24 protein-coding genes and 1 pseudogene are annotated in these 22,763 nt (G+C 73.0%); 15 read left to right on the top strand and 10 right to left on the bottom strand.

Annotated features, from left to right (window positions below; genetic code table 11):
- Positions 1-32 precede the first annotated feature (32 nt).
- Complete coding sequence (locus ACIQUQ_RS11890) at positions 33-1,310, top strand: thymidine phosphorylase (RefSeq protein WP_403974205.1); 1,278 nt, start codon at positions 33-35, stop codon at positions 1,308-1,310.
- A gap of 110 nt (positions 1,311-1,420) precedes the next feature.
- On the top strand, positions 1,421-1,765 hold the full coding sequence (locus ACIQUQ_RS11885) for an STAS domain-containing protein (protein WP_403974202.1): 345 nt from the start codon (positions 1,421-1,423) through the stop codon (positions 1,763-1,765).
- Here the strand turns inward: ACIQUQ_RS11885 and ACIQUQ_RS11880 are convergent.
- The 3 genes from ACIQUQ_RS11880 to ACIQUQ_RS11870 form a co-directional block, all read right to left on the bottom strand.
- A complete protein-coding gene (locus ACIQUQ_RS11880) occupies positions 1,679-2,656 on the bottom strand; it encodes a sigma-70 family RNA polymerase sigma factor (protein WP_403974200.1) in 978 nt (325 codons plus the stop codon). The two genes, ACIQUQ_RS11885 and ACIQUQ_RS11880, sit on opposite strands and share 87 nt — an antisense overlap.
- A 73-nt stretch (positions 2,657-2,729) precedes the next feature.
- The gene (locus tag ACIQUQ_RS11875) at positions 2,730-3,467 is read right to left on the bottom strand and encodes a L,D-transpeptidase (RefSeq protein ID WP_403974197.1); all 738 of its coding nucleotides are present in this window, start codon (positions 3,465-3,467) and stop codon (positions 2,730-2,732) included.
- A gap of 100 nt (positions 3,468-3,567) precedes the next feature.
- Positions 3,568-4,839, bottom strand: a complete 1,272-nt coding sequence (locus ACIQUQ_RS11870; RefSeq protein WP_403974195.1) for an MFS transporter — start codon at positions 4,837-4,839, stop codon at positions 3,568-3,570.
- 98 nt (positions 4,840-4,937) lie between these two features.
- On the opposite strand from ACIQUQ_RS11870, the gene ACIQUQ_RS11865 reads away from it, so the two are divergent.
- A complete protein-coding gene (locus ACIQUQ_RS11865; protein WP_403974521.1) occupies positions 4,938-5,885 on the top strand; it encodes a LysR family transcriptional regulator in 948 nt (315 codons plus the stop codon).
- A gap of 501 nt (positions 5,886-6,386) precedes the next feature.
- On the opposite strand, the gene ACIQUQ_RS11860 is transcribed toward ACIQUQ_RS11865, so the two are convergent.
- Positions 6,387-7,580 (bottom strand): LuxR C-terminal-related transcriptional regulator, encoded by a 1,194-nt coding sequence (locus ACIQUQ_RS11860; RefSeq protein ID WP_403974192.1) that lies wholly within the window; start codon positions 7,578-7,580, stop codon positions 6,387-6,389.
- Positions 7,581-7,735: 155 nt separating this feature from the next.
- Here ACIQUQ_RS11860 and ACIQUQ_RS11855 point away from each other — a divergent pair, with 155 nt between their 5' ends.
- Positions 7,736-8,911 (top strand): ATP-grasp domain-containing protein, encoded by a 1,176-nt coding sequence (locus tag ACIQUQ_RS11855; RefSeq protein ID WP_403974189.1) that lies wholly within the window; start codon positions 7,736-7,738, stop codon positions 8,909-8,911.
- Between the two features lie 70 nt (positions 8,912-8,981).
- On the opposite strand, the gene ACIQUQ_RS11850 is transcribed toward ACIQUQ_RS11855, so the two are convergent.
- Positions 8,982-9,683 (bottom strand): alpha/beta hydrolase, encoded by a 702-nt coding sequence (locus tag ACIQUQ_RS11850; RefSeq protein WP_403974187.1) that lies wholly within the window; start codon positions 9,681-9,683, stop codon positions 8,982-8,984.
- A gap of 114 nt (positions 9,684-9,797) precedes the next feature.
- Between ACIQUQ_RS11850 and ACIQUQ_RS11845 the strand changes: the two genes are divergently transcribed.
- The 3 genes from ACIQUQ_RS11845 to ACIQUQ_RS11835 all read left to right on the top strand — a co-directional run bounded on the left by ACIQUQ_RS11845 (position 9,798) and on the right by ACIQUQ_RS11835 (position 12,207).
- Entirely contained in the window at positions 9,798-10,946 is a 1,149-nt protein-coding gene (locus ACIQUQ_RS11845; protein WP_399946393.1) for an adenosine deaminase, read from the top strand.
- A gap of 139 nt (positions 10,947-11,085) precedes the next feature.
- Complete coding sequence (locus tag ACIQUQ_RS11840) at positions 11,086-11,355, top strand: hypothetical protein (RefSeq protein WP_403974184.1); 270 nt, start codon at positions 11,086-11,088, stop codon at positions 11,353-11,355.
- A gap of 126 nt (positions 11,356-11,481) precedes the next feature.
- Complete coding sequence (locus tag ACIQUQ_RS11835; RefSeq protein WP_403974182.1) at positions 11,482-12,207, top strand: hypothetical protein; 726 nt, start codon at positions 11,482-11,484, stop codon at positions 12,205-12,207.
- 10 nt (positions 12,208-12,217) lie between these two features.
- On the opposite strand, the gene ACIQUQ_RS11830 is transcribed toward ACIQUQ_RS11835, so the two are convergent.
- The 3 genes from ACIQUQ_RS11830 to ACIQUQ_RS11820 are packed head-to-tail and all read right to left on the bottom strand — an operon-like array spanning position 12,218 to position 13,720.
- Complete coding sequence (locus tag ACIQUQ_RS11830; RefSeq protein WP_399946401.1) at positions 12,218-12,421, bottom strand: PspC domain-containing protein; 204 nt, start codon at positions 12,419-12,421, stop codon at positions 12,218-12,220.
- Between the two features lie 36 nt (positions 12,422-12,457).
- Positions 12,458-13,045, bottom strand: coding sequence for a VanZ family protein (locus ACIQUQ_RS11825; protein WP_403974180.1), 588 nt, complete (start codon positions 13,043-13,045; stop codon positions 12,458-12,460).
- Positions 13,046-13,096: 51 nt separating this feature from the next.
- Positions 13,097-13,720, bottom strand: coding sequence for a PH domain-containing protein (locus tag ACIQUQ_RS11820; protein WP_403974178.1), 624 nt, complete (start codon positions 13,718-13,720; stop codon positions 13,097-13,099).
- Between the two features lie 150 nt (positions 13,721-13,870).
- On the opposite strand from ACIQUQ_RS11820, the gene deoC reads away from it, so the two are divergent.
- Genes deoC through ACIQUQ_RS11805 form a run of 3 tightly spaced genes read left to right on the top strand, consistent with a single transcriptional unit; the run spans position 13,871 to position 17,158 of the window.
- Positions 13,871-14,830, top strand: coding sequence for a deoxyribose-phosphate aldolase (deoC, locus tag ACIQUQ_RS11815; RefSeq protein WP_403663909.1), 960 nt, complete (start codon positions 13,871-13,873; stop codon positions 14,828-14,830).
- 5 nt (positions 14,831-14,835) lie between these two features.
- Positions 14,836-16,272: an aldehyde dehydrogenase family protein gene (locus ACIQUQ_RS11810; protein WP_403974176.1), complete on the top strand. Its 1,437-nt coding sequence runs from the start codon at positions 14,836-14,838 to the stop codon at positions 16,270-16,272.
- Entirely contained in the window at positions 16,265-17,158 is an 894-nt protein-coding gene (locus ACIQUQ_RS11805; protein WP_403974174.1) for an aldehyde dehydrogenase family protein, read from the top strand. Before ACIQUQ_RS11810 ends, ACIQUQ_RS11805 begins: the two co-directional genes overlap by 8 nt.
- 73 nt (positions 17,159-17,231) lie before the next feature.
- Here the strand turns inward: ACIQUQ_RS11805 and ACIQUQ_RS11800 are convergent, their stop codons facing one another.
- Complete coding sequence (locus tag ACIQUQ_RS11800; RefSeq protein ID WP_403974172.1) at positions 17,232-17,573, bottom strand: hypothetical protein; 342 nt, start codon at positions 17,571-17,573, stop codon at positions 17,232-17,234.
- Positions 17,574-17,857: 284 nt separating this feature from the next.
- Between ACIQUQ_RS11800 and ACIQUQ_RS11795 the strand changes: the two are divergent.
- Positions 17,858-18,055: pseudogene (locus tag ACIQUQ_RS11795) on the top strand (zinc ribbon domain-containing protein); the annotation flags it as partial.
- A 64-nt stretch (positions 18,056-18,119) separates the two neighbouring features.
- The gene (locus tag ACIQUQ_RS11790; protein WP_403974169.1) at positions 18,120-18,764 is read left to right on the top strand and encodes an ATP-binding protein; all 645 of its coding nucleotides are present in this window, start codon (positions 18,120-18,122) and stop codon (positions 18,762-18,764) included.
- Between the two features lie 336 nt (positions 18,765-19,100).
- Here the strand turns inward: ACIQUQ_RS11790 and ACIQUQ_RS11785 are convergent, their stop codons facing one another.
- A complete protein-coding gene (locus ACIQUQ_RS11785; protein WP_403974166.1) occupies positions 19,101-19,796 on the bottom strand; it encodes a SigE family RNA polymerase sigma factor in 696 nt (231 codons plus the stop codon).
- A 191-nt stretch (positions 19,797-19,987) separates the two neighbouring features.
- Here ACIQUQ_RS11785 and afsQ1 point away from each other — a divergent pair, with 191 nt between their 5' ends.
- From afsQ1 to ACIQUQ_RS11770, 3 genes are read left to right on the top strand one after another with little or no spacing between them, the layout of a single operon-like run.
- Positions 19,988-20,665: a two-component system response regulator AfsQ1 gene (gene afsQ1 / locus ACIQUQ_RS11780; RefSeq protein ID WP_399946423.1), complete on the top strand. Its 678-nt coding sequence runs from the start codon at positions 19,988-19,990 to the stop codon at positions 20,663-20,665.
- Entirely contained in the window at positions 20,662-22,152 is a 1,491-nt protein-coding gene (locus tag ACIQUQ_RS11775; protein ID WP_403974164.1) for an ATP-binding protein, read from the top strand. Before afsQ1 ends, ACIQUQ_RS11775 begins: the two co-directional genes overlap by 4 nt.
- Complete coding sequence (locus ACIQUQ_RS11770) at positions 22,149-22,754, top strand: hypothetical protein (RefSeq protein ID WP_403974161.1); 606 nt, start codon at positions 22,149-22,151, stop codon at positions 22,752-22,754. The genes ACIQUQ_RS11775 and ACIQUQ_RS11770 overlap by 4 nt, the downstream gene beginning before the upstream one ends.
- Positions 22,755-22,763: the final 9 nt, after the last annotated feature.

The raw sequence follows: 22,763 nt of genomic DNA, 5'->3' as shown, positions 1-22,763 counted from the left end.
TGTACGAGTACCGCCGGAAAGGTAGTCATCCCATGGACGTCATCTCCGTCATCCGCACCAAGCGCGACCGCGGCGAGCTGAGCCCCGAGCAGATCGACTGGGTCATCGACGCGTACACGCGCGGCGTGGTGGCCGATGAGCAGATGTCCGCCCTCGCCATGGCGATCCTGCTCAACGGCATGAACCGCGGCGAGATCGCCCGCTGGACCGCCGCGATGATCGCGAGCGGCGAGCGCATGGACTTCTCCTCCCTCTCCCGCCCCACCGCGGACAAGCACTCCACCGGCGGCGTCGGCGACAAGATCACCCTCCCGCTCGCCCCGCTCGTCGCCGCCTGCGGCGCGGCCGTCCCGCAGCTCTCCGGCCGGGGCCTCGGCCACACCGGCGGCACCCTCGACAAGCTGGAGTCCATCCCCGGCTGGCGCGCGCTGCTCTCGAACGAGGAGATGCTGCACGTCCTGGACACCACGGGCGCGGTCATCTGCGCCGCCGGCGACGGTCTGGCCCCCGCCGACAAGAAGCTCTACGCCCTGCGCGACGTGACCGGCACCGTCGAGGCCATCCCGCTGATCGCCTCCTCGATCATGTCCAAGAAGATCGCCGAGGGCACCGGCTCCCTGGTCCTGGACGTGAAGGTCGGCTCCGGCGCCTTCATGAAGAACATCGAGGACGCCCGCGAGCTGGCCCGCACCATGGTCGGCCTCGGCACCGACTCGGGCGTCAAGACCGTCGCGCTGCTGACCGACATGTCGACCCCGCTCGGCCTGACCGCGGGCAACGCGCTGGAGGTCCGCGAGTCGGTCGAGGTCCTCGCCGGCGGCGGCCCGGCCGACGTCGTGGAGCTGACCGTGGCCCTGGCCAAGGAGATGCTGGACGCGGCCGGCATCAAGGACGCCGACCCGGCCAGGGCCCTGAAGGACGGCTCCGCCATGGACCACTGGCGCCGCATGATCTCCGCCCAGGGCGGCGACCCGGACGCGACCCTGCCGGTGGCCCGGGAGCAGCACGTCGTGACCGCCTCGGCCTCGGGCGTGCTGACCCGCCTCGACGCGTACGCGGTGGGCGTCGGCGCCTGGCGCCTGGGCGCCGGCCGGGCCCGCAAGGAGGACCCGGTGCAGGCGGGCGCGGGCATCGAGCTGCACGCCAAGCCGGGCGACTCCGTCACGGCCGGCCAGCCGCTGATGACGCTCCACACGGACACCCCGGAGAAGTTCGAGTACGCCCTCTCCGCACTGGAGGGCTCGTACGACGTCTCCCCGGCCGGCACCGCCTTCTCGGCAACGCCGATCGTCCTGGACCGCATCGCGTAGTCCTGCGCCTCCGGCCGCCGGCGGCCGGGATTCGCACCCGCGAGTCCCGGCCCGCCGGCGTTCCGGTGCCCCCGCCGATGAGTTCCGGCGGCGCCACCGGTCAACCCTGCGTGACGATCACGGAAGAGATGAGCCTCCCGGGCCCCGGGGTGCCCCCGGAGGCGGTACGGGGCCTGTGCCAGGACCTCGCGGACCGGTACCGCCGCGGCGCGCACACCGTCGTGTGCGACCTCAGCGCCCTGACCCGCCCCGGCCTCCCCACCCTCGACGCCCTGGCCCGCCTGGCCCTCACAGCCCGCCGGCACGGCGGACGGCTCCGCCTGGCCGGCACCCCGCCCGCGCTGGCCGCCCTCCTGGAGCTGACCGGCCTACGGGAGACGCTCGGGGAGCCCGAAGAGCGGGAACCACCGCGCGGTGTCGAGGAAGGCGTTGAGCCCCGTGATCCGCCCGGCTGACACCTCCAGCACCTGCAGCGCCCACGGCTCGTGCCCGCTGCCCGACGCGCTCGGCCGGTACTGCCCGAAGGCCGGCATGCCGTTCGCCGTCGTCGGGACGAGCCGCGAGCCCTTGCAGCCGATGCCCTGTTCCAGGTGCCAGGCGGCGATCTCCGCCGGGCCCTGGATCCACAGGTCGTACGGCGGCATCGACAGCACCGCGTCCTCGTGCAGCAGGGTGGTCAGCGTCGTGATGTCGTACGCCTCGAAGGCCGAGAGGTACCGGGCCAGCAGGTCCCGCTGCTCCTCGTCGAGCGGGTCGGCCGACTCGCTCTCCTTGATCTGCTGCGCGGACATGGTGGCCCGCGCCCGCTGGAGCGCGCTGTTCACCGAGGCCACCGAGGTCTCCAGCAGCTCCGCGACCTCGTCCGCCTTCCAGGCCAGCACCTCGCGCAGGATCAGCACGGCCCGCTGCTTGGCCGGCAGGTGCTGGAGCGCGGCCATGAAGGCCAGCCGCACGGACTCCTTGGCCAGCGCCATCTCCGCAGGGTCCGCGGTCTGCGGCAGCACCCGCCCGTCCGGCACCGGCTCCAGCCACGTCACCTCGGGCCGGCTGTTGAGCACCGCGGTGGCCTGGTGCCCCTGGTCGGTGAGGTCCATCGGGCGGGCCCGCTTGTTCCCCGCGTTCAGCTGGTCCAGGCAGACGTTGGTCGCGATGCGGTAGAGCCAGGACCGCAGCGAGGAACGGCCCTCGAACCTGTCGTACGAGCGCCAGGCGCGCACGAAGGTGTCCTGCACCGCGTCCTCCGCGTCGAAGGACGAGCCGAGCATGCGGTAGCAGTACCCGGTCAGTTCCCGCCGGTACTGCTCCATCGCGGCGTCGAGTTCGGGTCGTGTCGCCAGATCGCTCATGCCTGCCGTCCCCCAGGTAGGTCCTTTCCTCCGGAACCTACCCGAGGGCACTGACAGCGGCAGCCGGAAAGGCTCAGGTGCCCGGCTTCCGCCCGTACACGAACACGTCCTCGCCGTTCTTGAGCAGGTTCCAGTACGCCTTGGCGTCCGCGGGCCGCATGTTCACGCACCCGCCGGAGCCCGGCGGGTTCCACATGGACTTGTTCGTGGAGTGGAAGGCCTGCCCGCCGTCGAAGAACTGCGAGTACGGCATCCACACCTTGTAGATCGTCGACCAGTGGTTGATGTTGCGGTAGTAGATCTTCTTCAGGCCGGTCCTGGTCTCGGTGCCGTCCTTGCCCGTCCGCACCGGCACCGGCCCGTACTTGAGCGTCCTGCCGTCCTGGATCCAGCTCAGCTGCCGGGTCAGGTCGACGCACGCGATGCGCCCGCGGTTCACCGGGCAGGTGCCCGCCTTGTTCGGGTTGTTGCCCGCCGCGCGCTGGGCCAGCATCGTGCTCATCGTGCGCCAGGTGAGCGGCCCGGCGTACCCCACGGTCGGGGTGATGCCGTGCTTCGCCTGGAAGGCCCTGGTGGCCTCGCAGTCCGCGAGCGACTGCCGGCCGTCCACCGGCCGCCCCAGGAACTTCTCCACCTGCGACTGGTAGGGGCCCGTGCTCAGGTTGCACGACGCCGCCTGTGCCGGGGTGCCCCCGGCCACCACCGCGAGCGGCGCGGCGAGCGCGGCCACCGCACCCGCCAGTCCGGCCCTGCGTCCCAGCCGTACCTTCCGCCCCGTCCGTACCTTGCGTATCGCCGCCAACGCCCCCATCGCGTCCTCCCGTCCCCGCACACCGTGATAGGTCTCGGGGGTTGGACGCGTGGGGGAGCGGGGGCAGTTGCGCGGCGAACGGCCGTAGATGTGCCCGTACTTACGCGGTACGCGGGCCCAGACGCTCCAGCCGGGCCACCCGGGACCCGTACAGCGTGATCGACACGACGCCCAGCACGGCGCCGAGCCCCAGCGCGACCGTCGCCCCCCACCCGGCGGCGTGGTAGGCCATCGCGCCGAGCGTGCCGCCCGCGCTGGACCCGAGGTAGTACGCCGACTGGTAGAGCGCCGAAGCCTGCGCGCGCCCGGTCTTCGCCGCGCGGCTCACCGACGAGGACGCCACCGCGTGCCCCGCGAAGAACCCCGCGGTGATCAGCACCAGCCCCGCCAGGATGGCCGCCAGCGCGTCCGAGAGGGACAGCAGCAGGCCCGCGGTCGTGGTCGACACCGCCAGGTACAGCGCGCCGCGCCGGCCCGTCCTGGCCACGAGCTGCCCGGCCGCCGCCGAGGACGCCGTACCGACCAGGTAGACCAGGAAGACCGAGCCCACCACGCCCTGCGGCAGCGAGAACCCGTCCACCAGCCGGTAGCCGATCACCGTGTAGACCGCGCCGAACACGGTCATGAACAGCGCGCCGATCCCGTACAGCCTCAGCAGCAGCGGGTCCCGCAGGTGGCCGGCGACGGTACGGCCCACCGCGCGCGGGTCGAGGGAGGCGGGCGAGAAGAACCGCGCCCGGGGCAGCAGCAGCCGGAAGACCACCGCGCACGCCAGCGCCAGCACGCCGACCGCGGCCAGCCCGGCCCGCCAGCCCCACAGCTGCGCGGCCCAGCCGGTCACCAGGCGGCCGCTCATCCCGCCGACGGAGTTGCCCGCGACGAACAGGCCGATCGCGCCGACCAGGGCCCTGGGCCTGACCTCCTCCGCCAGGTACGCCATCGCGCTCGCCGGCAGCCCCGCCAGGGCGGCTCCCTGCACCGCCCGCAACGCCACCAGCCACTCCAGGTTCGGCGCGAAGGGCACCAGCAGCCCGACGCCGACGGCCACCGCGAGGGAGGCGGTCATCATCCGGGTCCGGCCGAACCGCTCCGACAGGGCGCTCAGCGGCAGGACGAACAGCGCGAGCGCGCCGGTCGCCGCCGACACCGTCCAGCTGGCCTGACCGGCCGTCACCCCGAAGGAGGCGGAGACGGCGGGCAGCAGCGCCTGCGTGGAGTAGAGGAGCGCGAAGGCCGCGAGTCCGGCGGCGAAGAGCGCGAAGCTCATCCGGCGGTAGCCGGGGGCGCCGGGGTCGAGGGGGGCGGGCGAGCCGGGGGACGACGGGGTGGAGGCACCCAGGGTGCTGGGTGCCCCGGTATGAGCGGGAGGCATGCCTCAAAACTAGGCCCGCCCATTTCATGCGTCCAATGCGTGAATTCGGGATAATCGATGCGCTGACGTATGAGCAGAGGTCACAGGGGTGGATGTCGATGAGCCGTTACGAAGAAGATATTGCGGTGACACAGTTGCTCGCCCCCCGCCTCGCCTGGTTCGAGGCGGTCGCCCGCCACGAGCACGTCACCCGGGCCGCCCACGAACTGGCCGTCCCCCAGCCGACCTTGTCCCGCGCGATGGTCCGTCTGGAGGCCGACCTCGGGGTGGCGCTCTTCGCCCGCAAGGGCCGCACGGTCTCCCTCACCCCGGCCGGGCGCGCCTTCCTCGCCGGCACCGAGAAGGCCCTCGCCGAGGTCGGCCGGGCCGCCGACTCCGTACGGGCGGACGCCGACCCGTCCACCGGCAAGGTCGCCTTCGGCTTCCTGCACACCATGGGCTCCGAGACCGTACCCGCCCTGCTCCGGGCCTTCCGGGTGGACCACCCGGGGGTGCGGTTCTCCCTCGTCCAGAACTACGGCGAGGCGATGATCGAACGCCTCCGGGCCGGCGAACTGGACCTCTGCCTGACCTCCCCCGTGCCGGAGGCCCCCGACCTGGTGGCCCGGCGGCTGGACGAGCAGCGGCTGCGGCTGGTCGTCCCGGACGACCACCGCCTGGCCGGGCGCAAGCGGATCCGACTCGCGGAGGCCGCGGAGGAGACGTTCGTGACCCTGGAACCGGGGTACGGCCTGCGCCGCATCACCGACGACCTGTGCGCCGAGGCCGGCTTCAAGCCGCGGGTGGCGTTCGAGGGCGAGGAGGCCGAGACGCTCCGCGGGCTGGTGGCGGCCGGACTGGGCGTCGCCCTCCTGCCGCCGCCCGCGGTGGCGCGGCCGGGGGTGGTCGAACTGACCGTCACCGCCCCGCGGGCCGTCCGCGAGATCGGCGTCGCCTGGCTCGACGGCCACCCCGACACCCCACCGGTAGCCGCCTTCAAACGCTTCCTCCTCTCCCGCCGTGGCTCCCTCCTCAGGGACGCGCACGCCGCCGCCGCACCCGAATGAATCCACCCCTCCCCGCACCGGGACTCCACCCCTCCCCGCACCGGGACTCCCCCCCTTCCTGAACCGGGGCTCCGCCCCGGACCCCGCGCCTCAAACGCCGGCGAGGCTGGATTTCGCCGAGCGAACCCAGCCCCCGCCGACACATCCCTCGCCACAGGCACATCCCGCGCCACCAGAGCATCCGCGCCGCAGGCATATCCCGTGCCGCCGGCACATCCGCGCCGCAGGCATATCGAGTGCCGCCGGCAAATCAAGCCCCTCCGGCGTTTGAGGAGCGGGGGTCCGGGGGCGGAGCCCCCGAAGGGGTCCGGGCGAAGCCCGGGGAACGGAGGAAGGGCGGGTAGGGGACCAGCCCCGCAGGGCAACGGACCCGCCCCCGACAACGCCCCGCACCCGATCGGCACGGCACGGCACCGGCAACGGCCCGCACCCGGCACGGGACCGGCACCGGCACGGGACCCGCACCCGGCAACGACGGCGCACCCGGCACGGGAGCGGGACCTAATCCGCCCCCGGCACGGGACCGGCACCCGGCACGGGACCGGCACCCGGCACGGGACCGGCACCCGGCCCCAGCGGCGGGAGCGACCCGGCACGGATCAGGTAGCCCGCCTGGAAGCGGCTCTTCGCCCCCACCCCCCGCATGATCTCCGCGATGTGCCGCTGGCACGTCCGCTCCGACATCCCCAGCCGCCGCGCGATCGCCTTGTCCTCCAGCCCCTCCGACAGCAGCCGCACGATCGTCCCCCGCAGCTCGTCCGAGATCGAGCGCGCCAGATCGGGACCCACCGTCGTGGGGAACGGCTCCGCCCCCAGCCAGGACCGCTCGAAGGCGCCGGTCATGAAGTGGACGACGTTCGGCTCCCGCACCACCAGCGCCGCGCCCCGCGTGTCCCGCACCGCCATCAGCCCCGTGTGCCGGTCGAAGATGATCATCCGCATGAGCCCGTCGCCGAGGGTGCGGACCTGCGCCCCCAGCGCCGTCACCCGCTCCACGTACGCCGCCGTGGGCCGCGAGTAGCGCGCGGTGTGCTGGTAGATCGTCCGCATCCGCACGCCCCGGGCCAGCATCGACTCGTCCCGCCCGATGGCGTCCTCCAGCGCGTCGACCGGCCGCCCGCCACCCGGCTGCGAGGTCAGCAGTTCGTGCTCGCAGGACTCCGCCAGCTCCGCGATGATCCCGCGGACCGTGCCCAGGTCGGTCACCAGCTCCAGCGGCCCCGCCCGGCCCGCGTCCCGCTGCGCCGCGCCCGCCTCGTACGCCGGCACCAGCGCCTCCAGCGCCGCGCTCAGCCGGTCCATCTCGCCCTGCGCCTCCCGGACCTGCCGCGCCAGCGGGGCCAGCGCCCGGGCCGCCGCCGCCCGCGGCGCCACGGCGCTCCAGCGGTCGCCGCCGCCCGGCGCGCGCTGGAGCAGGTGCCCGGCGGTCAGCTCGGCCAGCGCGCCGTCCGCGTCCGCCCCGAAGGCGCACACGGCCTCCTGGGTGCCGAAGGAGTGCCGGTCGACGGCCCAGGCGTACAGGCGCCGGGCCTCCGGGCTCAGCAGCGGCTCCGCCGCGTCCTCCGGCGGAGGCGGACCGGCGGGCGGCTCGGCGGAGGGCTCGGCGGGCGGCTCAACGGAGCGCTCGGCAGGAGTCCCGGCGGAGCGCTCGGCTGGGGTCCCGTCAGGCACCCCGGCGGGCAGGTCGGCTGGCATATGCGTATTGGTCCCGGTATCCGATGCTTTGTAAACCCCTCGTGTTCCCGTCAGACGCGAACCTGACGCCTGGATCCGCCACGACGGCATATGACACCGGGGCAGAGTGGTCGCACGGCGTGAAGGGGGAGCGCGGTATGCGACGAGGACGGCCAGTGGCGGTTCTGCTGAGCCCGCGCCCCGCCGTGCTGGCGGCGGCCCGCCGGGCCGGCGCACAGCCCGTGGTGGTCGCGCCCGGCCTGCCCGTGCCATCCGACCGTGAGGGGGCGGAGCGGCGGGTACGGACGGACTGGCGCGACCACCCCCGGCTGGTCGGCGCGCTCGGCGGCCTCGCGGAGGTGCGCGCCGGGCGCGCCGCGGTCTTCGGCTTCGGCGCCGCCAGTGCGCTGGCCGCGGCCCGGGCCAACGAGGAGCTGGGCCTGCCGGGCACGCCCTCCGCGGCCGTCACCGCCCTGATGGACAAGGCCTCGCTGCGGGCCCGGGTCAACGGCCTGGGCGGCCGCCCGGTCTCCTTCGCCCGCTGCGGGCGCGCCGACCTGCTGCCCTTCATCGCGAACCTCATCGGCTACCCCTGCGTGGTCAAGCCCCGGGCAGGTGCCGACGGCGAGGGGGTCCGCCGGATCCTCGACCCGGCGGACGCGGTGGTCGCCGCGCCGGCCTACCCGGCGATCACGGACCTGGTGGTGGAGGAGTTCCTGGAGGGGCCCGAACTGACCGTCGAGGCGTTCTCGCGCGGCGGCCGGCACCGGATACTCGGCTGGGCGCGCCGGCTGCCCGCGGGCGACGACCGCCTCGCCGCGACCGGGCACGAACTCCCGTACTCCCTCAGCCCGTCGGTCCGCGCCGCGGTCCACCGGCTGGTGGCCGCCGTACTGGACCTGACCGGGCACCGCGACGGCCCCTCGCACACCGAGCTGATCATCACCGAGCACGGCCCCCGTCTCGTGGAGACCCATGCCCGGCCCGGCGGCGAGGAGCTGGCCGCCCTGTTCCGCCTGGCCCACGGCACCGACCCGCTGGCCCTGGCCCTGGCCGCCGGCCTCGGCCTGCCCGAGCCGGTACGCCGCCCGGGCGCCCCGCACGTGGGCCTGCGCTACCTGGACTTCCCGCCGGGGCACCGGACCTCGCAGCGGGAGCTGGCCGCGGCCCGCGCGGTGCCGGGCGTGGTCCGGGTGACGCTCAGGATCCCGGTCGGGGCGACGGTACGCCGGCCCCCCTCGGGCTCCTTCCACCACGCGTACGTCCTGGCCACGGCGCGCACCGCCCCGGCCCTGGCCGCCACGCTCGCCCACGCGTCGGCCCTGCTGCACCCGGTCGCGAGCCGGCGCTAGGCCGTTTCCTCCGGATCGGGCCGGGCCCGCGGCCGAAGGACCCACGGCGCCGGGCCGGCGCCTGCCCGCCCTATCCCCGCAGCGAGCGGCCGAAGCCCGAGGCCAGCGGCATCCGCAGGCCCAGCGGCGGCGGGGCGGCCAGCGCGTCGGTCACCGGGCGCGAGTACCGGCGGGCGAGCACCGCGCCCAGTACGAAGTCCACGGCCAGGGCCACCACTTCGGCCCGGTGCTCACGCAGTCCGTGGCCGTCGGAGTGCACCTCGAAGCGGGCCGTGCTGCGGTTCGCCTTCTTCGCGCGGGCGGCCAGCCGGAACGACAACTCCGGGTCCGTGCGGGCGTCGTCGGTGCCGTGCACGATCAACACCTGCCGCCCGGAAAGCTGTTTCACCGGTTCAGGGGAGGGCCCCGCCTCGCCGTCCGGCACGCAAGGCGCAAGTGCCAGGGCCGAGTTGACGGCCCCGTGCCCGGCCGCGCGCAGTGCCGCCAGTCCGCCCGCCCCGAAGCCGGCCAGGCATATCGGTACGTCGCCGTAGCGCCGTACCGCCTCGTCCGCGCCCCACTCCGCGTCACGGGCCAGGTCCCCGCGCCGGTCCCCGTACCGCACGACGTGGGTGACCAGGCCCTCGGCCGCCCCGGCCCGCGCCAGCCCCCGGGCCAGTGGCCGGACGGGACCGGGGAGTAAGGGGGAGGAACCCGGCAGCAGGAGCACCACACCGCTGACCGCCCGTGCCGTGCCGTTCGCCCGTCCGAGACGGGCCACATGCCGATCCATGGCGGAACAGTCTCAGACCGGGAGGTGTACGCCACCCGTCCGCACGGTCACTGTTACGTATCGACCGACACCGTTGCCGCAGCGCTCTACGCGCGTAGGCGTTAAAGTGCGGAGATGACGAGCGAGACCCCCAACCTGCCCACGCCGGATCAGATCCGCCGCTCCCCGAAGGTCCTGCTGCACGACCACCTGGACGGCGGGCTGCGCCCCGGGACGATCATCGAGCTGGCCGCCGAGGCGGGCTACGAGAACCTCCCCGAGACCGACGCCGACAAGCTCGGCATCTGGTTCCGGGAAGCCGCCGACTCCGGCTCCCTGCCGCGCTACCTGGAGACGTTCGCGCACACGTGTGCCGTCATGCAGACCCGGGACGCGCTGTTCCGCGTCGCCGCCGAGTGCGCCGAGGACCTGGCCGAGGACGGCGTGGTCTACGCCGAGATCCGCTACGCGCCCGAGCAGCACCTGGAGGGCGGCCTGACCCTCGAAGAGGTCGTCGAGGCCGTCAACGAGGGCTTCCGCGAGGGCGAGCGCCGGGCCAAGGCCAACGGTCACCGCATCCGCGTCGGTGCGCTGCTGACCGCGATGCGCCACGCGGCCCGTGCCCTGGAGATCGCCGAGCTGGCCAACCGCTACCGGGACAACGGCGTCGTCGGCTTCGACATCGCCGGCGCGGAGGCGGGCTTCCCGCCCACCCGCCACCTCGACGCGTTCGAGTACCTCAAGCGCGAGAACAACCACTTCACGATCCACGCGGGCGAGGCCTTCGGCCTGCCGTCGATCTGGCAGGCGCTCCAGTGGTGCGGCGCCGACCGGCTCGGCCACGGCGTGAAGATCATCGACGACATCGAGGTCGCCGCCGACGGCAGCGTGACGCTGGGCCGCCTGGCCTCGTACGTGCGGGACAAGCGCATCCCCCTGGAGATGTGCCCCACCTCGAACCTGCAGACCGGTGCGGCCGCCTCGTACGCCGAGCACCCGATCGGCCTGCTGCGCCGCCTGCACTTCCGGCTGACGGTCAACACCGACAACCGGCTGATGAGCGGCACCAGCATGAGCCGCGAGTTCGAGCACCTGGTCGACACGTTCGGCTATTCGCTCGACGACATGCAGTGGTTCACCGTCAATGCCATGAAGTCCGCGTTCATTCCTTTCGATGAACGACTTGCGATGATCAACGACGTGATCAAGCCCGGCTACGCCGAGCTCAAGTCGGAGTGGCTCTTCCGCCAGACCGCCTCCACCAGCGGTTCTGTCTCCGCCTAGCGGCCGGACGGCTGACACGGTGAAGCGCCCGGGAATCAATTCCCGGGCGCTTCCTCGTATTTAAGGATGTTTGCGGGACGTGGTTTGGCATGGCTAGTTTGCGGAGCCGCTCAATTCCCCGTCGCAAGGACTGGATTTCATGAAGCAGTCAGCTGCCAAGACCCTCGGTGTCGCCGTCCTCGGCGCCGCCTTCGCCGCGGCCGCCGCCGGCACCGCCTCCGCGACCCCGGCCGTGGGCGTCGCCGACGCGCTCGGCACCGTCGCGGGTGTCGCCGGTCCGCTCCAGAACACCCTGAACCACACCCAGGACGCCGAGGGCGGTCAGGTGTCCCAGAGCGACTCCTCCGACCCGGTCGCCGGCCTCACCGGCCTGCTCGGCGGCGTGCCGCTCGGCGGCCCCCTCGGCTGACGTTGCCGCGCTCGAACGCGGGCACCCTGGGGCGCACACCCTTTCGACCGGGTGTGTGCCCCACCGTGCACTGTGCCACCATCGCCCCCAACTTCCGCTCTACATCCGGATGATGAGGTCACCATCATGCGCGTGAAGGCCAGGGGCGCGGCGGCGCTCCTCACCGTCCCTGCCCTGCTGCTCGCCGCGGGATGCGGCGGCGGCACGGAGAACCGCCCCGAGGGCAAGAGCTCCGGAAGCCCCGGCGCGAGCGGTGCCCCGGGCGCCGCGACCCCCGCCGGCACCCCGCTGGAGCGGGCCGCGCTGGTCCAGGGCGACCTGACCGGCTACCAGATCTCGGCACAGGCCAAGAACCCCTCGGCACCGGACGGCCAGCCGCAGGCCGACAGGAAGGCCTGCCAGCCGCTGGCGGACGTCATGGGCGACAAGCCCGACCCGGCCGCGGGCGAGACCGTGAACCGTGGCATCGGCTCGCAGAAGCAGGTCGGCCTCGCGGTCTCCGCCTCCCTCAGCAGCTATGCCGAGGCCGACGCGAAGCGTCTGGTCGACCGGCTGCGCGATGCCGTGGCGGCCTGCGGCGAAGGGTTCTCCGCCACGGTCGAGAAGCAGACCGGCACCTACACCGAGGTGCGGGCGGCCGACTACCGGGTGGGCGGCGACGAGAGCATCAGCTGGACCACCACCGCGGCCGCCGAGGGCGTCTCCGCGCCGGTGCACCTGGTCGTCGTACGCAAGGGCTCCACTGTCGTCCGGATGATGGCGCTCAACGTGGCCGCCGCGGGCAAGAAGGCCGAGGTCCCCCACGAGGTGGCGGACAAGCAGCTGGAGAAGCTGGCCCACGCCGCCCACTGAGCGGCGTGTCCTACCAGGCGGTCTTCGGGCTCTTCTCCGAGGGCAGCAGCGCCCACAGCGCCAGGTACAGCAGGAACTGCGGACCCGGCAGCAGGCACGACACCAGGAAGATCACCCGCATCGTGGTCGCCGAGGTGCCGAAGCGTCGCGCCAGCGCGGCGCAGACGCCGCCGATCATTCGTCCTTCGGAGGGGCGGATAAGAGGCGCGCTCATGGTCACTCCTTGTGTCGGCTCGCTTTCTGCGATGCCTCAATACTCCCGCGGCACCGCGGACAGAACCTCGCTCCACGGGGCGATCCCGACCCTGGAAATCCTCGGGGTCGACCCCTGAGATCCGGGCCCGGCGGGCGGCTCGGCGGCCCGCGCCGCCGCCCGCGCGCGCCGCAGCCGCGCCCGCAGCACCGGTACGACGGCCAGGTGCGCCAGTGCCACGCCGACGGTGTTCAGCAGCAGCGAGTCCACGTCCACCACCTGCCCCGGCACCCCGGTCTGCAGCAGCTCGATGGCCGACGAGACGAGCGCCCCGGCGGCGGTGGTGCGGACGAACGAGGCCAGCGGCGAGACGGTCAGCCGCCCGCCGGCCAGCGGGAGCAGGACACCGAGCGGCGCCAGCAGCACGAGCCCCTCGCCGATCCTGCGCGCCGCCTCCACGGGCCCGTACGCGAGGTCCGCCCGGATCCCCTCCAGCGGGCTCAGGTTCGCGGCCGCCGCCCACGGCACGTCAAGCGGGCGCAGCGTCACCCAGCCGACCAGCGCGAGGTGCGCGAGGAGCAGCACGCAGCTCACGGTGCGGAGTCGTATGGCGGCACTGCCGCCCAGCTCATGACGGTGTTGCACGCCTTGAGTGACGCCGGGGCCGCCCGGCGCGGTTCCGGGTGGTTGCCCGGGTCACCCTGTGGCGAGCAGCACCACGAACATGACCACCCCGGCGGCGAGCGGCACGAGGATCTCGTACGCCCAGCGGACCGTGATCTCGCCCTGCGCGGTCGGCCGCCCGGCGTTCCGCTCGTGGAGTTCGTTCAGCTCCGCGATGGTGCGGTCGGCGGTGGCCCGGCGGTCCTCCCTGGGTGCCGCGGCCGACCCGGCCGAGGTGCCGGTGATCGCGTCGCGGCGGCTGAAGGTGCGGTTGGCACGCTTCCGCTGGCGCAGGGAGACCGGGACCGACCAGAGCTGGTACTTCCTGCCGCCCGCGAGCAGTTCCGCGGAGTACGCGGCGCGCAGCGCGTCCACGGCCCCCCAGGGGGCCACGATCAGCCGGAACGGGTTGCGCACGCGCAGCCGGTCGTCGTTGGCGAAGACCACCGGCCGCAGGGTGAAGGCGACGATCAGCGGCACGCCCAGCAGCAGCGAGGCCCCGGCGAACCAGGGCGCCCGCCCCGTGCCGCGCACGATCGCGTCCCCGCACAGCCAGCCGAGGAGGCCCAGCAGCAGGACGCCGGCCACCAGCGCGGCGGGGGACCGGTAGGTGCGGTCCGCGTAGACGGGCTCGGCGGGGGGCGGGGGAGTGGTCATGTGCGCGATTCTGCCTCACCGCGCCCCGCGGGACGCAGCGGAGAGGTGCCGTCGGCGGCCCCCACCCATCACAGATGTGTCACGTCGGGCTCGGAGGAGCGGTGGGGGGTGACAGGTCGCTACGCGCGTAGATATGCTCATCTGGTGACCATGCCCACCATCACCGCATTCGCTGACGTGACGACGTCCGACAGCGCACTGCGCCGCTTCCTCCACGGGCTGCCCGGCGTGGACGCCGTCGGCCTGGAGGCGCGCGCTGCCGCGCTCGGCACCCGTTCGATCAAGACCACGGCCAAGGCGTACGCCATCGACCTGGCCATTTCGATGATCGACCTGACGACGCTGGAAGGCGCTGACACCCCGGGCAAGGTCCGGGCGCTCGCCGCCAAGGCCGTCAACCCCGACCCGACCGACCGCACCACCCCGATGACCGCCGCCGTCTGTGTCTACCCCGACATGGTGGCCACGGCCAGGGAAGCGCTGAACGGCGCCGACGTGAAGGTGGCCTCCGTGGCCACGGCCTTCCCCGCCGGCCGCGCAGCCCTCCCGGTGAAGCTCGCCGACACCCGCGACGCCGTCGCCGCCGGTGCCGACGAGATCGACATGGTCATCGACCGCGGCGCGTTCCTCGCGGGCCGCTACCTGGAGACCTACGAGCTGATCAAGGCCGTCAAGGAGGCGTGCGTCCGCGAGGACGGCAGCGCCGCCCGGCTGAAGGTCATCTTCGAGACCGGCGAGCTGTCGACGTACGACAACATCCGCCGCGCCTCCTGGATCGGCATGCTCGCGGGCGCCGACTTCATCAAGACCTCGACCGGCAAGGTCGGCGTCAACGCCACCCCCGCCAACACCCTGCTCATGCTCGAAGCCGTTCGTGACTTCAGGGCGCAGACTGGAATCCAGGTGGGCGTGAAGCCCGCCGGAGGCATCCGGACCACCAAGGACGCCATCAAGTTCCTGGTCCTGGTCAACGAGACCGCGGGCGACGACTGGCTGACCAACGAGTGGTTCCGCTTCGGCGCGTCCAGCCTGCTGAACGACCTGCTCATGCAGCGCCAGAAGCTGAGCACCGGCCGTTACTCCGGCCCCGACTACGTGACGGTGGACTGATTCCCATGGCATCCGCATTCGAGTACGCACCGGCGCCGGAATCGCGTTCCGTCGTCGACATCGCACCGTCGTACGGCCTGTTCATCGACGGCGAGTTCACCGAGGCCGCCGACGGCAAGGTCTTCAAGACCGTCTCGCCGTCCTCCGAGGAGGTCCTCGCCGAGGTCGCCCAGGCCGGTGCCGCCGACGTCGACCGCGCCGTGAAGGCCGCCCGCAAGGCCTTCGCGTCCTGGTCCGCGCTGCCCGGCTCCGAGCGCGCCAAGTACCTCTTCCGCATCGCCCGGATCATCCAGGAGCGCAGCCGCGAGCTCGCCGTCCTGGAGACCCTGGACAACGGCAAGCCGATCAAGGAGACCCGCGACGCGGACCTCCCCCTGGTCGCCGCGCACTTCTTCTACTACGCGGGCTGGGCCGACAAGCTCGACCACGCCGGCTACGGCGCGAACCCGCGCCCCCTCGGCGTGGCCGGCCAGGTCATCCCGTGGAACTTCCCGCTGCTCATGCTGGCCTGGAAGATCGCCCCGGCGCTCGCCACCGGCAACACCGTGGTCCTGAAGCCGGCGGAGACCACCCCGCTCTCGGCGCTGTTCTTCGCGGACATCTGCCGCCAGGCCGGCCTGCCCAAGGGCGTCGTCAACATCATCCCCGGCTACGGCGACACGGGCGCGGCCCTCGTCGAGCACCCGGACGTCAACAAGGTCGCCTTCACCGGCTCGACCGCGGTCGGCAAGGCCATCGCCCGCCAGATCGCCGGCACCGACAAGAAGGTCACCCTGGAGCTGGGCGGCAAGGGCGCCAACATCGTCTTCGACGACGCCCCCATCGACCAGGCCGTCGAGGGCATCGTCAACGGCATCTTCTTCAACCAGGGCCAGGTCTGCTGCGCGGGCTCCCGCCTGCTGGTCCAGGAGTCGATCCACGAGGAGCTGCTGGACTCCCTCAAGCGCCGCCTGTCCACCCTGCGGCTGGGCGACCCGCTGGACAAGAACACCGACATCGGCGCCATCAACTCCGCCGAGCAGCTCGCCCGCATCACCGCCCTCGCCGAGACCGGCGAGGCCGAGGGCGCCGAGCGCTGGTCCCCGGCCTGCGAGCTGCCCTCCTCCGGCTACTGGTTCGCCCCGACCCTGTTCACCAAGGTCACCCAGGCCCACACCGTCGCCCGCGACGAGATCTTCGGCCCGGTGCTGTCCGTGCTGACCTTCCGTACGCCGGACGAGGCCGTCGCGAAGGCCAACAACAGCCAGTACGGCCTGTCCGCGGGCATCTGGACGGAGAAGGGCTCCCGCATCCTCGCCGTCGCGAACAAGCTGCGCGCCGGCGTCGTCTGGGCCAACACGTTCAACAAGTTCGACCCGACCTCGCCCTTCGGCGGCTACAAGGAGTCGGGCTTCGGCCGCGAGGGCGGCCGCCACGGCCTGGAGGCTTACCTCGATGTCTGAGTCGACCCGTCTGAACGTCTTCAAGACCTACAAGCTGTACGTCGGGGGCAAGTTCCCCCGCTCCGAGAGCGGCCGGGTGTACGAGGTGACCGACAGCAAGGGCAAGTGGCTGGCCAACGCTCCGCTCTCCTCGCGCAAGGACGCCCGTGACGCCGTCGTCGCGGCCCGCAAGGCCTTCGGCGGCTGGTCCGGCGCGACCGCGTACAACCGCGGCCAGGTCCTCTACCGCATCGCCGAGATGCTGGAGGGCCGCCGGGACCAGTTCGTGCGCGAGGTCGGCGAGGCCGAGGGCCTGTCGAAGTCCAAGGCCGGCGCGGTCGTGGACGCGGCGATCGACCGCTGGGTCTGGTACGCGGGCTGGACCGACAAGATCGGCCAGGTCGTGGGCGGCGCCAACCCGGTCGCGGGTCCGTTCTTCAACCTCTCCACCCCGGAGCCGACCGGCGTCGTGACCGTCGTCGCCCCGCAGGACTCGTCCTTCCTGGGCCTGGTCTCGGTGGTCGCCCCCGTGATCGCCACCGGCAACACGGCCGTCGTGATCGCCTCGGAGAAGTCCCCGCTCCCCGCCCTCTCCCTGGGCGAGGTGCTGGCCACCTCCGACCTGCCCGGCGGCGTGGTCAACATCCTCTCCGGCAAGGCCGCGGAGATGGGCCCGCACCTGGCCGCGCACCAGGACGTCAACGCGATCGACCTGGCGGGCGCCGACGCGGCCCTCGCCAAGGACCTGGAGGTCGCGGCGGCGGACAACCTGAAGCGCGTCCTCCGTCCACAGCCTGTGGACGACTGGGCGGCCGACCCGGGCACGAAGCGCATGACGGCCTTCCTGGAGACGAAGACCGTCTGGCACCCCACGGGCTCCCTGGGCGCCTCCGGCTCCTCGTACTGACCCGCAGGACCCCGTACGGAGCCCCCGGCCGCACACACCGCGGCCGGGGGCTCCGTCGTACCCGGTACGCGCCTCAGCCCGGCAGCAGCGGCGAGAGCAGCGCGACCCCCGGCAGCTCGCCGATCTTCGCGCCCCTGGTGACCGTGTCCGTCACCGCCGTGGTGCTGACCGGCTTGAACCCGCCCACGGAGGTGCCCACCCCGTTGTCGAGCGGGTCCACCCCGGTGTTGGCCAGCGGATCCACCTGCAGCCCCTTCACGGGACCCACCGCCCCCGCCAGCGCGTGCGGCACGGAGATCTCCTCCGCCTGCGCTGCCGAGCTCGCGATGCCGAGCGCCGCCCCGGCCATCGAGACCGTCAGTCCCGCGCCGAGCAGCGCGCGCCGGGTGTTTCCTGGGAGTGCGTGACGTGCCATGGGATCCCACCTGATCGGGGTAATCGGATGCGCACGCAGCGTAGTTGACATGTGATGCCGAATACCAACAGGGCCTCCGATGGGTCCCCTACGCGGGGGACCGCGCAGTCACCCGTTCGTGGCCGGTTCCGCGAAGCCGGCCCCGCCGCCCGGCGCCGGAGCTACGGTCGGCTCCGTGACGACAACCCCCAGGCCGGCCGGCACCTCGTACGCCCGGTTCACGTACCGCCTCCGGGTGTCGTCGACGGCCCTGACCGCACTGCTCGGCGAGTGGGACCGCTGTCCTGGACTGCGGACGGTGCGGAGCGAGAGCCAAGCACGCGCTGCCGCTGTCGGAACGAACCCATACCTGCACCGCGTGCGGCGCGGTCTCTCCCCGGGACAAGAACTCCGCGCGCGTGATGCTTACCCGGGCCGGTCTCGCCCCGGCTGGTGCTGATCGCGGAAGACCCGGCAGGCCGACGGCCCGCCGGGCTGCGTGAGCCAGGAATCCCCTCCTTGCAGGCCTTTTGGCTTTTGGAGAGGGAGGAGTCAAACTGGTGTTCCGTGAGCTGTTCATCTCCTCTTCCGACGCGCGTCGTCCTGCTGACGGGTCCCTCGGGGTCCGGCAAGTCCTCGCTGGCCGCCCGGTCCGGGCTGCCCGTGCTGCGCCTCGACGACTTCTACAAGGAGGGCACCGACCCCTCCCTCCCCCTGGTCGAGGGCAGCTCCGACATCGACTGGGACTCCCCGCTCTCCTGGGACGCCGACACGGCCGTGGCCGCCGTCGCCGCGCTGTGCCGCACCGGGCGCACCGAAGTGCCGGTCTACGACATCTCGACGAGCTCGCGCACCGGCACGGAGACGCTGGACATCTCCCGGACCCCGCTGTTCATCGCCGAGGGCATCTTCGCGGCGGACATCGTGGCCCGGTGCCAGGAGCTCGGGCTGCTGGCCGACGCGATCTGCCTGCGCGGCCGGCCGTCGACGACGTTCCGCCGCCGGCTGCTGCGCGACCTGCGCGAGGGCCGGAAGTCCGTGCCGTTCCTGCTGCGCCGCGGCTGGCGGCTGATGCGGGCCGAGCGCGGGATCGTCGCCCGGCACACCGCACTGGGTGCCCACGCGTGCGCCCGGGACGAGGCGCTGGGCCGCCTCGCCGCGGCGGCCGCCGGCCGGCACCGCTCCACGGCCGACACCACCGCCGCCGCGTAGGCCGTGTCTTTCGGATCAGGCCGGGCTCGCGGGGCCTGGCACGCACGCTCGCCGCGTTGTCGTCGGTCGCCAACGTCCCCCAGCTACCGCTGGGGGTGCCCCCACCGCGTTGACTCTCTCCTCCGCCTTGCGATCGCACGCACCAGGCCCCGCTCCCTGATCCGGCCTGATCCGAAAGACACGACCTAGCCGCGTCGTACGGAAACGCGAAGGAGCGGGACCTTCAGCCGACCCCCGACGGCTTCCGGTCCCGCTCCCTCATCCCCCATGGCCCCCGTCCCACCCCCGTAGGACGGTCCCCCGTGGCCGGTGGTACCCAGCTGGTGGCGTGTGCGACTACGCCACCAGCTCGCCGAAGGACTCCGCCTCGGACTGGCCGAAGCTCAGAGTCTCGTCGTCGCGCAGCCGGCGCAGGGAGCGCCAGATGCTCGACTTCACGGTGCCGACGCTGATGTCCAGGATCTCCGCGATCTCCGGGTCGGTGCGGCCCTCGTAGTAGCGCAGCACCAGCATCGTGCGCTGCGGCTCGGGCAGCTTCGCCAGCGCCTGCCAGAGCACCGCGCGCAGCTCGGTGCCGCGCATCGCGTCCGTCTCGCCGACCGTCTCGGGCAGCTCCTCGGTCGGGTACTCGTTGAGCTTGCGCCGGCGCCAGGCGCTGATGTGCAGGTTGGTCATCGTGCGGCGCAGGTAGCCGCCGACGGCCGCCTTGTCGCTGATCCGGTCCCAGGCGCGGTAGGTGGAGAACAGTGCGCTCTGGAGCAGGTCCTCGGCCTCGTGGCGGTCGCCCGTCAGGTGGTACGCGGTCGCGTAGAGCGAGGCGCGGCGCTCCTGGACGTAGGCGGTGAACTCGGCCTCGGCCGTCGAGGAGAGCTGCTCCTCGACCGGGACCCCGTAGGTGTTCGCGTCGATGGCCACCACGTGTGCGGACCGCTGGCGGATCCCGGTACGGACACCCGCACCACCCGCTCGACGGGTCGCATCGTGCAGCCGCGTGACAACCGCGCTGGTGGTGGTGCTGTGCAGCGTGTTCATCTCGCGCCCCCCGTCGTGGAGTCTGTTCGTTCCGTTGACCAGAAGCCTGCCCGTCCGACTTAACCGGGGTGTCCGTCGACTGTCACAGGCCTGTCACAGCGACCGGCGCGTCCCCGCGCGGCGCGGCGCGGCGGCGGGAAGGGACGTCCTGACGGTCGAAAGCGGAACGGGCCATGGGACAGAATGAGCGCGTGCCTTTCCTGTTGCTGATCGAGGACGACGACGCCATCCGCACGGCCCTCGAACTCTCCCTGTCACGCCAGGGCCACCGTGTGGCCACCGCGGCGACGGGCGAGGACGGCCTGAAGCTGCTGCGCGAGCAGCGGCCGGACCTGATCGTGCTGGACGTGATGCTGCCCGGGATCGACGGCTTCGAGGTGTGCCGCCGGATCCGCCGCACCGACCAGCTGCCGATCATCCTGCTCACCGCGCGCAGCGATGACATCGACGTGGTGGTCGGGCTGGAGTCCGGGGCCGACGACTACGTCGTCAAGCCCGTCCAGGGCCGGGTCCTGGACGCCCGTATCCGTGCCGTGCTGCGCCGCGGCGAACGCGAGGCCAGTGATTCCGCGGTCTTCGGGTCGCTGGTGATCGACCGGGCCGCCATGACCGTGACCAAGAACGGCGAGGACCTGCAGCTCACGCCGACGGAGCTGCGGCTGCTGCTGGAGCTGAGCCGCCGGCCGGGGCAGGCGCTGTCGCGCCAGCAGCTGCTGCGGCTGGTCTGGGAGCACGACTACCTGGGTGACTCGCGCCTGGTGGACGCGTGCGTGCAGCGGCTGCGCGCCAAGGTCGAGGACGTGCCGTCCTCGCCCACGCTGATCCGGACCGTGCGCGGCGTCGGCTACCGCCTGGACTCCCCGCAGTGATCCGCCCGCTGCTCGCGGGCAGGCGCTGGACCAGCCTGCGACTGCGGCTCATCATCGTGTTCGCGCTGGTCGCGCTGACCGCCGCCGTGTCCGCCTCCGGGATCGCGTACTGGCTCAACCGCGAGGCCGTGCTGACGCGTACCCAGGACGCCGCCCTGGGGGACTTCCGGCAGGAGATGCAGAACCGTGCCGCCGCGCTGCCCGGTGACCCGACGCCGGAGGAACTCCAGCGCACCGCGGAGCTGATGGCGGGCAGCAGCCCGGGCTACAGCGTGCTGCTGGTGGACGAGAAGAAGGACGGCCGGAAGGTCTTCGGCTCGGCGGGTCCCGACGCGTTCTCGCTGGCCGAGGTGCCCAAGTCGCTCCAGCACGCGGTGAACGACCGTCAGAAGGTCACCGCGGCGAACGACTCCGAGTACCACGTGTACTGGCAGCGTACGAAGCCCAGGGGCAACCCGTACCTGGTCGGCGGCACCCGGATCGTCGGCGGCGGGCCGACCGGCTACATGTACAAGTCGCTGGCGCAGGAGCGGGCGGACCTCAACTCGCTGGCCTGGTCGCTCGGCATCGCGACGGCGCTGGCGCTGCTGGGTTCCGCGCTGCTCGCGCAGGCGGCGGCCACCACCGTGCTCAAGCCCGTGCAGCGGCTGGGCGACGCGGCCCGGCGGCTGGGCGAGGGCGAGCTCGACACGCGCCTCGACGTGTCCGGTACGGACGAACTCGCCGACCTCTCGCACACGTTCAACAAGACGGCGGAGGCGCTGGAGAAGAAGGTCGCGGACATGAGCGCCCGCGAGGAGTCCAGCCGCCGGTTCGTGGCGGACATGTCGCACGAGCTGCGCACGCCCCTGACGGCCCTGACCGCGGTCACGGAGGTGCTGGAGGAGGAGGTGGACGGCCTCGACCCGATGATCGCGCCCGCGGTGACGCTCGTGGTGAGCGAGACGCGGCGGCTCAACGACCTGGTCGAGAACCTCATGGAGGTCACCCGCTTCGACGCGGGCACGGCCCGCCTGGTGGTCGACGACGTGGACGTCGCGGACCAGGTGACGGCCTGCATCGACGCCCGGGCCTGGCTGGACGCGGTCGAACTCGACGCGGAGCGCGGGATCGTGGTGCGCCTGGACCCGCGCCGCCTGGACGTGATCCTGGCGAACCTGATCGGCAACGCCCTCAAGCACGGCGGGTCCCCGGTGCGGGTGTCCGTGCGCACCGAGGCGGCCCGGGACGGCGACACGCTGGTCATCGCCGTCAAGGACAACGGCCCCGGCATCCCGGAGGACGTGCTCCCGCACGTCTTCGACCGGTTCTACAAGGCCAGTGCCTCCCGGCCGCGTTCGGACGGCAGCGGTCTCGGGCTCTCCATCGCGATGGAGAACGCCCACATCCACGGCGGCGACATCACCGCCGAGAACGCGCCGGAGGGCGGCGCGCTGTTCACGCTGCGGCTGCCGGTGCCGCCGCTCGGAGAGGCCGGTGCACGATGAGGGCCCGCTGGGTGTGGGGCGTGGTCGCCTCGGTGGTGGGCGTGGGACTGCTCGGTTCCGGTTGCGGGATCCGGGCCACCACCGTGCCCGTCGACGTGGGCGCGGCCCCTTCGCGGGTCTCGTGCGACACGCCGGCCGACCAGGTGCGCCCGGTCGGCGACGAGGTGACGGCCGACGTGGAACTGGTCTGCGGCTCCCAGCTGGTGGGCGTGAAGCGGGTGCTGCCGGGCGTCGAGAAGAAGCCGGTGCGCGAGGCGCAGGCGCTGCTGGCCGAGCTGCAGAAGGACCCGACCGCGGAGGAGCGGGACGCCGGGTTCTCGACCGGGGTGCCGGACGGGCTGGGCGTGGCGCCCGCGCGGGCCGGTGACCCCAAGGGGACGCTGCGGCTGAGCCGCAAGCCCGAGGACCTGCCGCCGCTGGCGCTGGCGCAGATCGTGTGCACCTTCGCGGACACCGCCGCGCGGCCCGGGGGCCCGGTGGTGCTGGGCGGCCCCGACGCCGACCCGCCGCGCGCGTGGGAGTGCACCGAGGCGGTGCGGGCCCGGCCCGAGGCCGTGCCGACGCTCGGCGAGATCGTACGGGCGACCCCCTCGCCTACGTAGGACGCCGTG

It is taken from the genome of Streptomyces sp. NPDC101118 (assembly GCF_044759445.1).
Taxonomy (GTDB): domain Bacteria; phylum Actinomycetota; class Actinomycetes; order Streptomycetales; family Streptomycetaceae; genus Streptomyces.
Note: the sequence above shows the minus strand (reverse complement) of the source record. Positions and strands in the feature narration are given on the sequence as shown.

Bases quoted from the DNA above. Each gene is read 5' to 3' on its own strand.
- ACIQUQ_RS11865 (WP_403974521.1), top strand. From the start codon at position 4,938: ATGAGCCGTTACGAAGAAGATATTGCGGTGACACAGTTGCTCGCCCCC.
- ACIQUQ_RS11880 (WP_403974200.1), bottom strand. From the start codon at position 2,656: ATGAGCGATCTGGCGACACGACCCGAACTCGACGCCGCGATGGAGCAG.
- ACIQUQ_RS11820 (WP_403974178.1), bottom strand. From the start codon at position 13,720: ATGACCACTCCCCCGCCCCCCGCCGAGCCCGTCTACGCGGACCGCACC.
- deoC (WP_403663909.1), top strand. From the start codon at position 13,871: ATGCCCACCATCACCGCATTCGCTGACGTGACGACGTCCGACAGCGCA.
- ACIQUQ_RS11835 (WP_403974182.1), top strand. From the start codon at position 11,482: ATGCGCGTGAAGGCCAGGGGCGCGGCGGCGCTCCTCACCGTCCCTGCC.
- ACIQUQ_RS11810 (WP_403974176.1), top strand. From the start codon at position 14,836: ATGGCATCCGCATTCGAGTACGCACCGGCGCCGGAATCGCGTTCCGTC.
- ACIQUQ_RS11870 (WP_403974195.1), bottom strand. From the start codon at position 4,839: ATGCCTCCCGCTCATACCGGGGCACCCAGCACCCTGGGTGCCTCCACC.
- ACIQUQ_RS11770 (WP_403974161.1), top strand. From the start codon at position 22,149: ATGAGGGCCCGCTGGGTGTGGGGCGTGGTCGCCTCGGTGGTGGGCGTG.
- ACIQUQ_RS11845 (WP_399946393.1), top strand. From the start codon at position 9,798: ATGACGAGCGAGACCCCCAACCTGCCCACGCCGGATCAGATCCGCCGC.
- ACIQUQ_RS11850 (WP_403974187.1), bottom strand. From the start codon at position 9,683: ATGGATCGGCATGTGGCCCGTCTCGGACGGGCGAACGGCACGGCACGG.
- ACIQUQ_RS11785 (WP_403974166.1), bottom strand. From the start codon at position 19,796: ATGAACACGCTGCACAGCACCACCACCAGCGCGGTTGTCACGCGGCTG.
- ACIQUQ_RS11805 (WP_403974174.1), top strand. From the start codon at position 16,265: ATGTCTGAGTCGACCCGTCTGAACGTCTTCAAGACCTACAAGCTGTAC.
- ACIQUQ_RS11860 (WP_403974192.1), bottom strand. From the start codon at position 7,580: ATGCCAGCCGACCTGCCCGCCGGGGTGCCTGACGGGACCCCAGCCGAG.
- ACIQUQ_RS11875 (WP_403974197.1), bottom strand. From the start codon at position 3,467: ATGGGGGCGTTGGCGGCGATACGCAAGGTACGGACGGGGCGGAAGGTA.
- ACIQUQ_RS11890 (WP_403974205.1), top strand. From the start codon at position 33: ATGGACGTCATCTCCGTCATCCGCACCAAGCGCGACCGCGGCGAGCTG.
- ACIQUQ_RS11830 (WP_399946401.1), bottom strand. From the start codon at position 12,421: ATGAGCGCGCCTCTTATCCGCCCCTCCGAAGGACGAATGATCGGCGGC.
- ACIQUQ_RS11840 (WP_403974184.1), top strand. From the start codon at position 11,086: ATGAAGCAGTCAGCTGCCAAGACCCTCGGTGTCGCCGTCCTCGGCGCC.
- ACIQUQ_RS11800 (WP_403974172.1), bottom strand. From the start codon at position 17,573: ATGGCACGTCACGCACTCCCAGGAAACACCCGGCGCGCGCTGCTCGGC.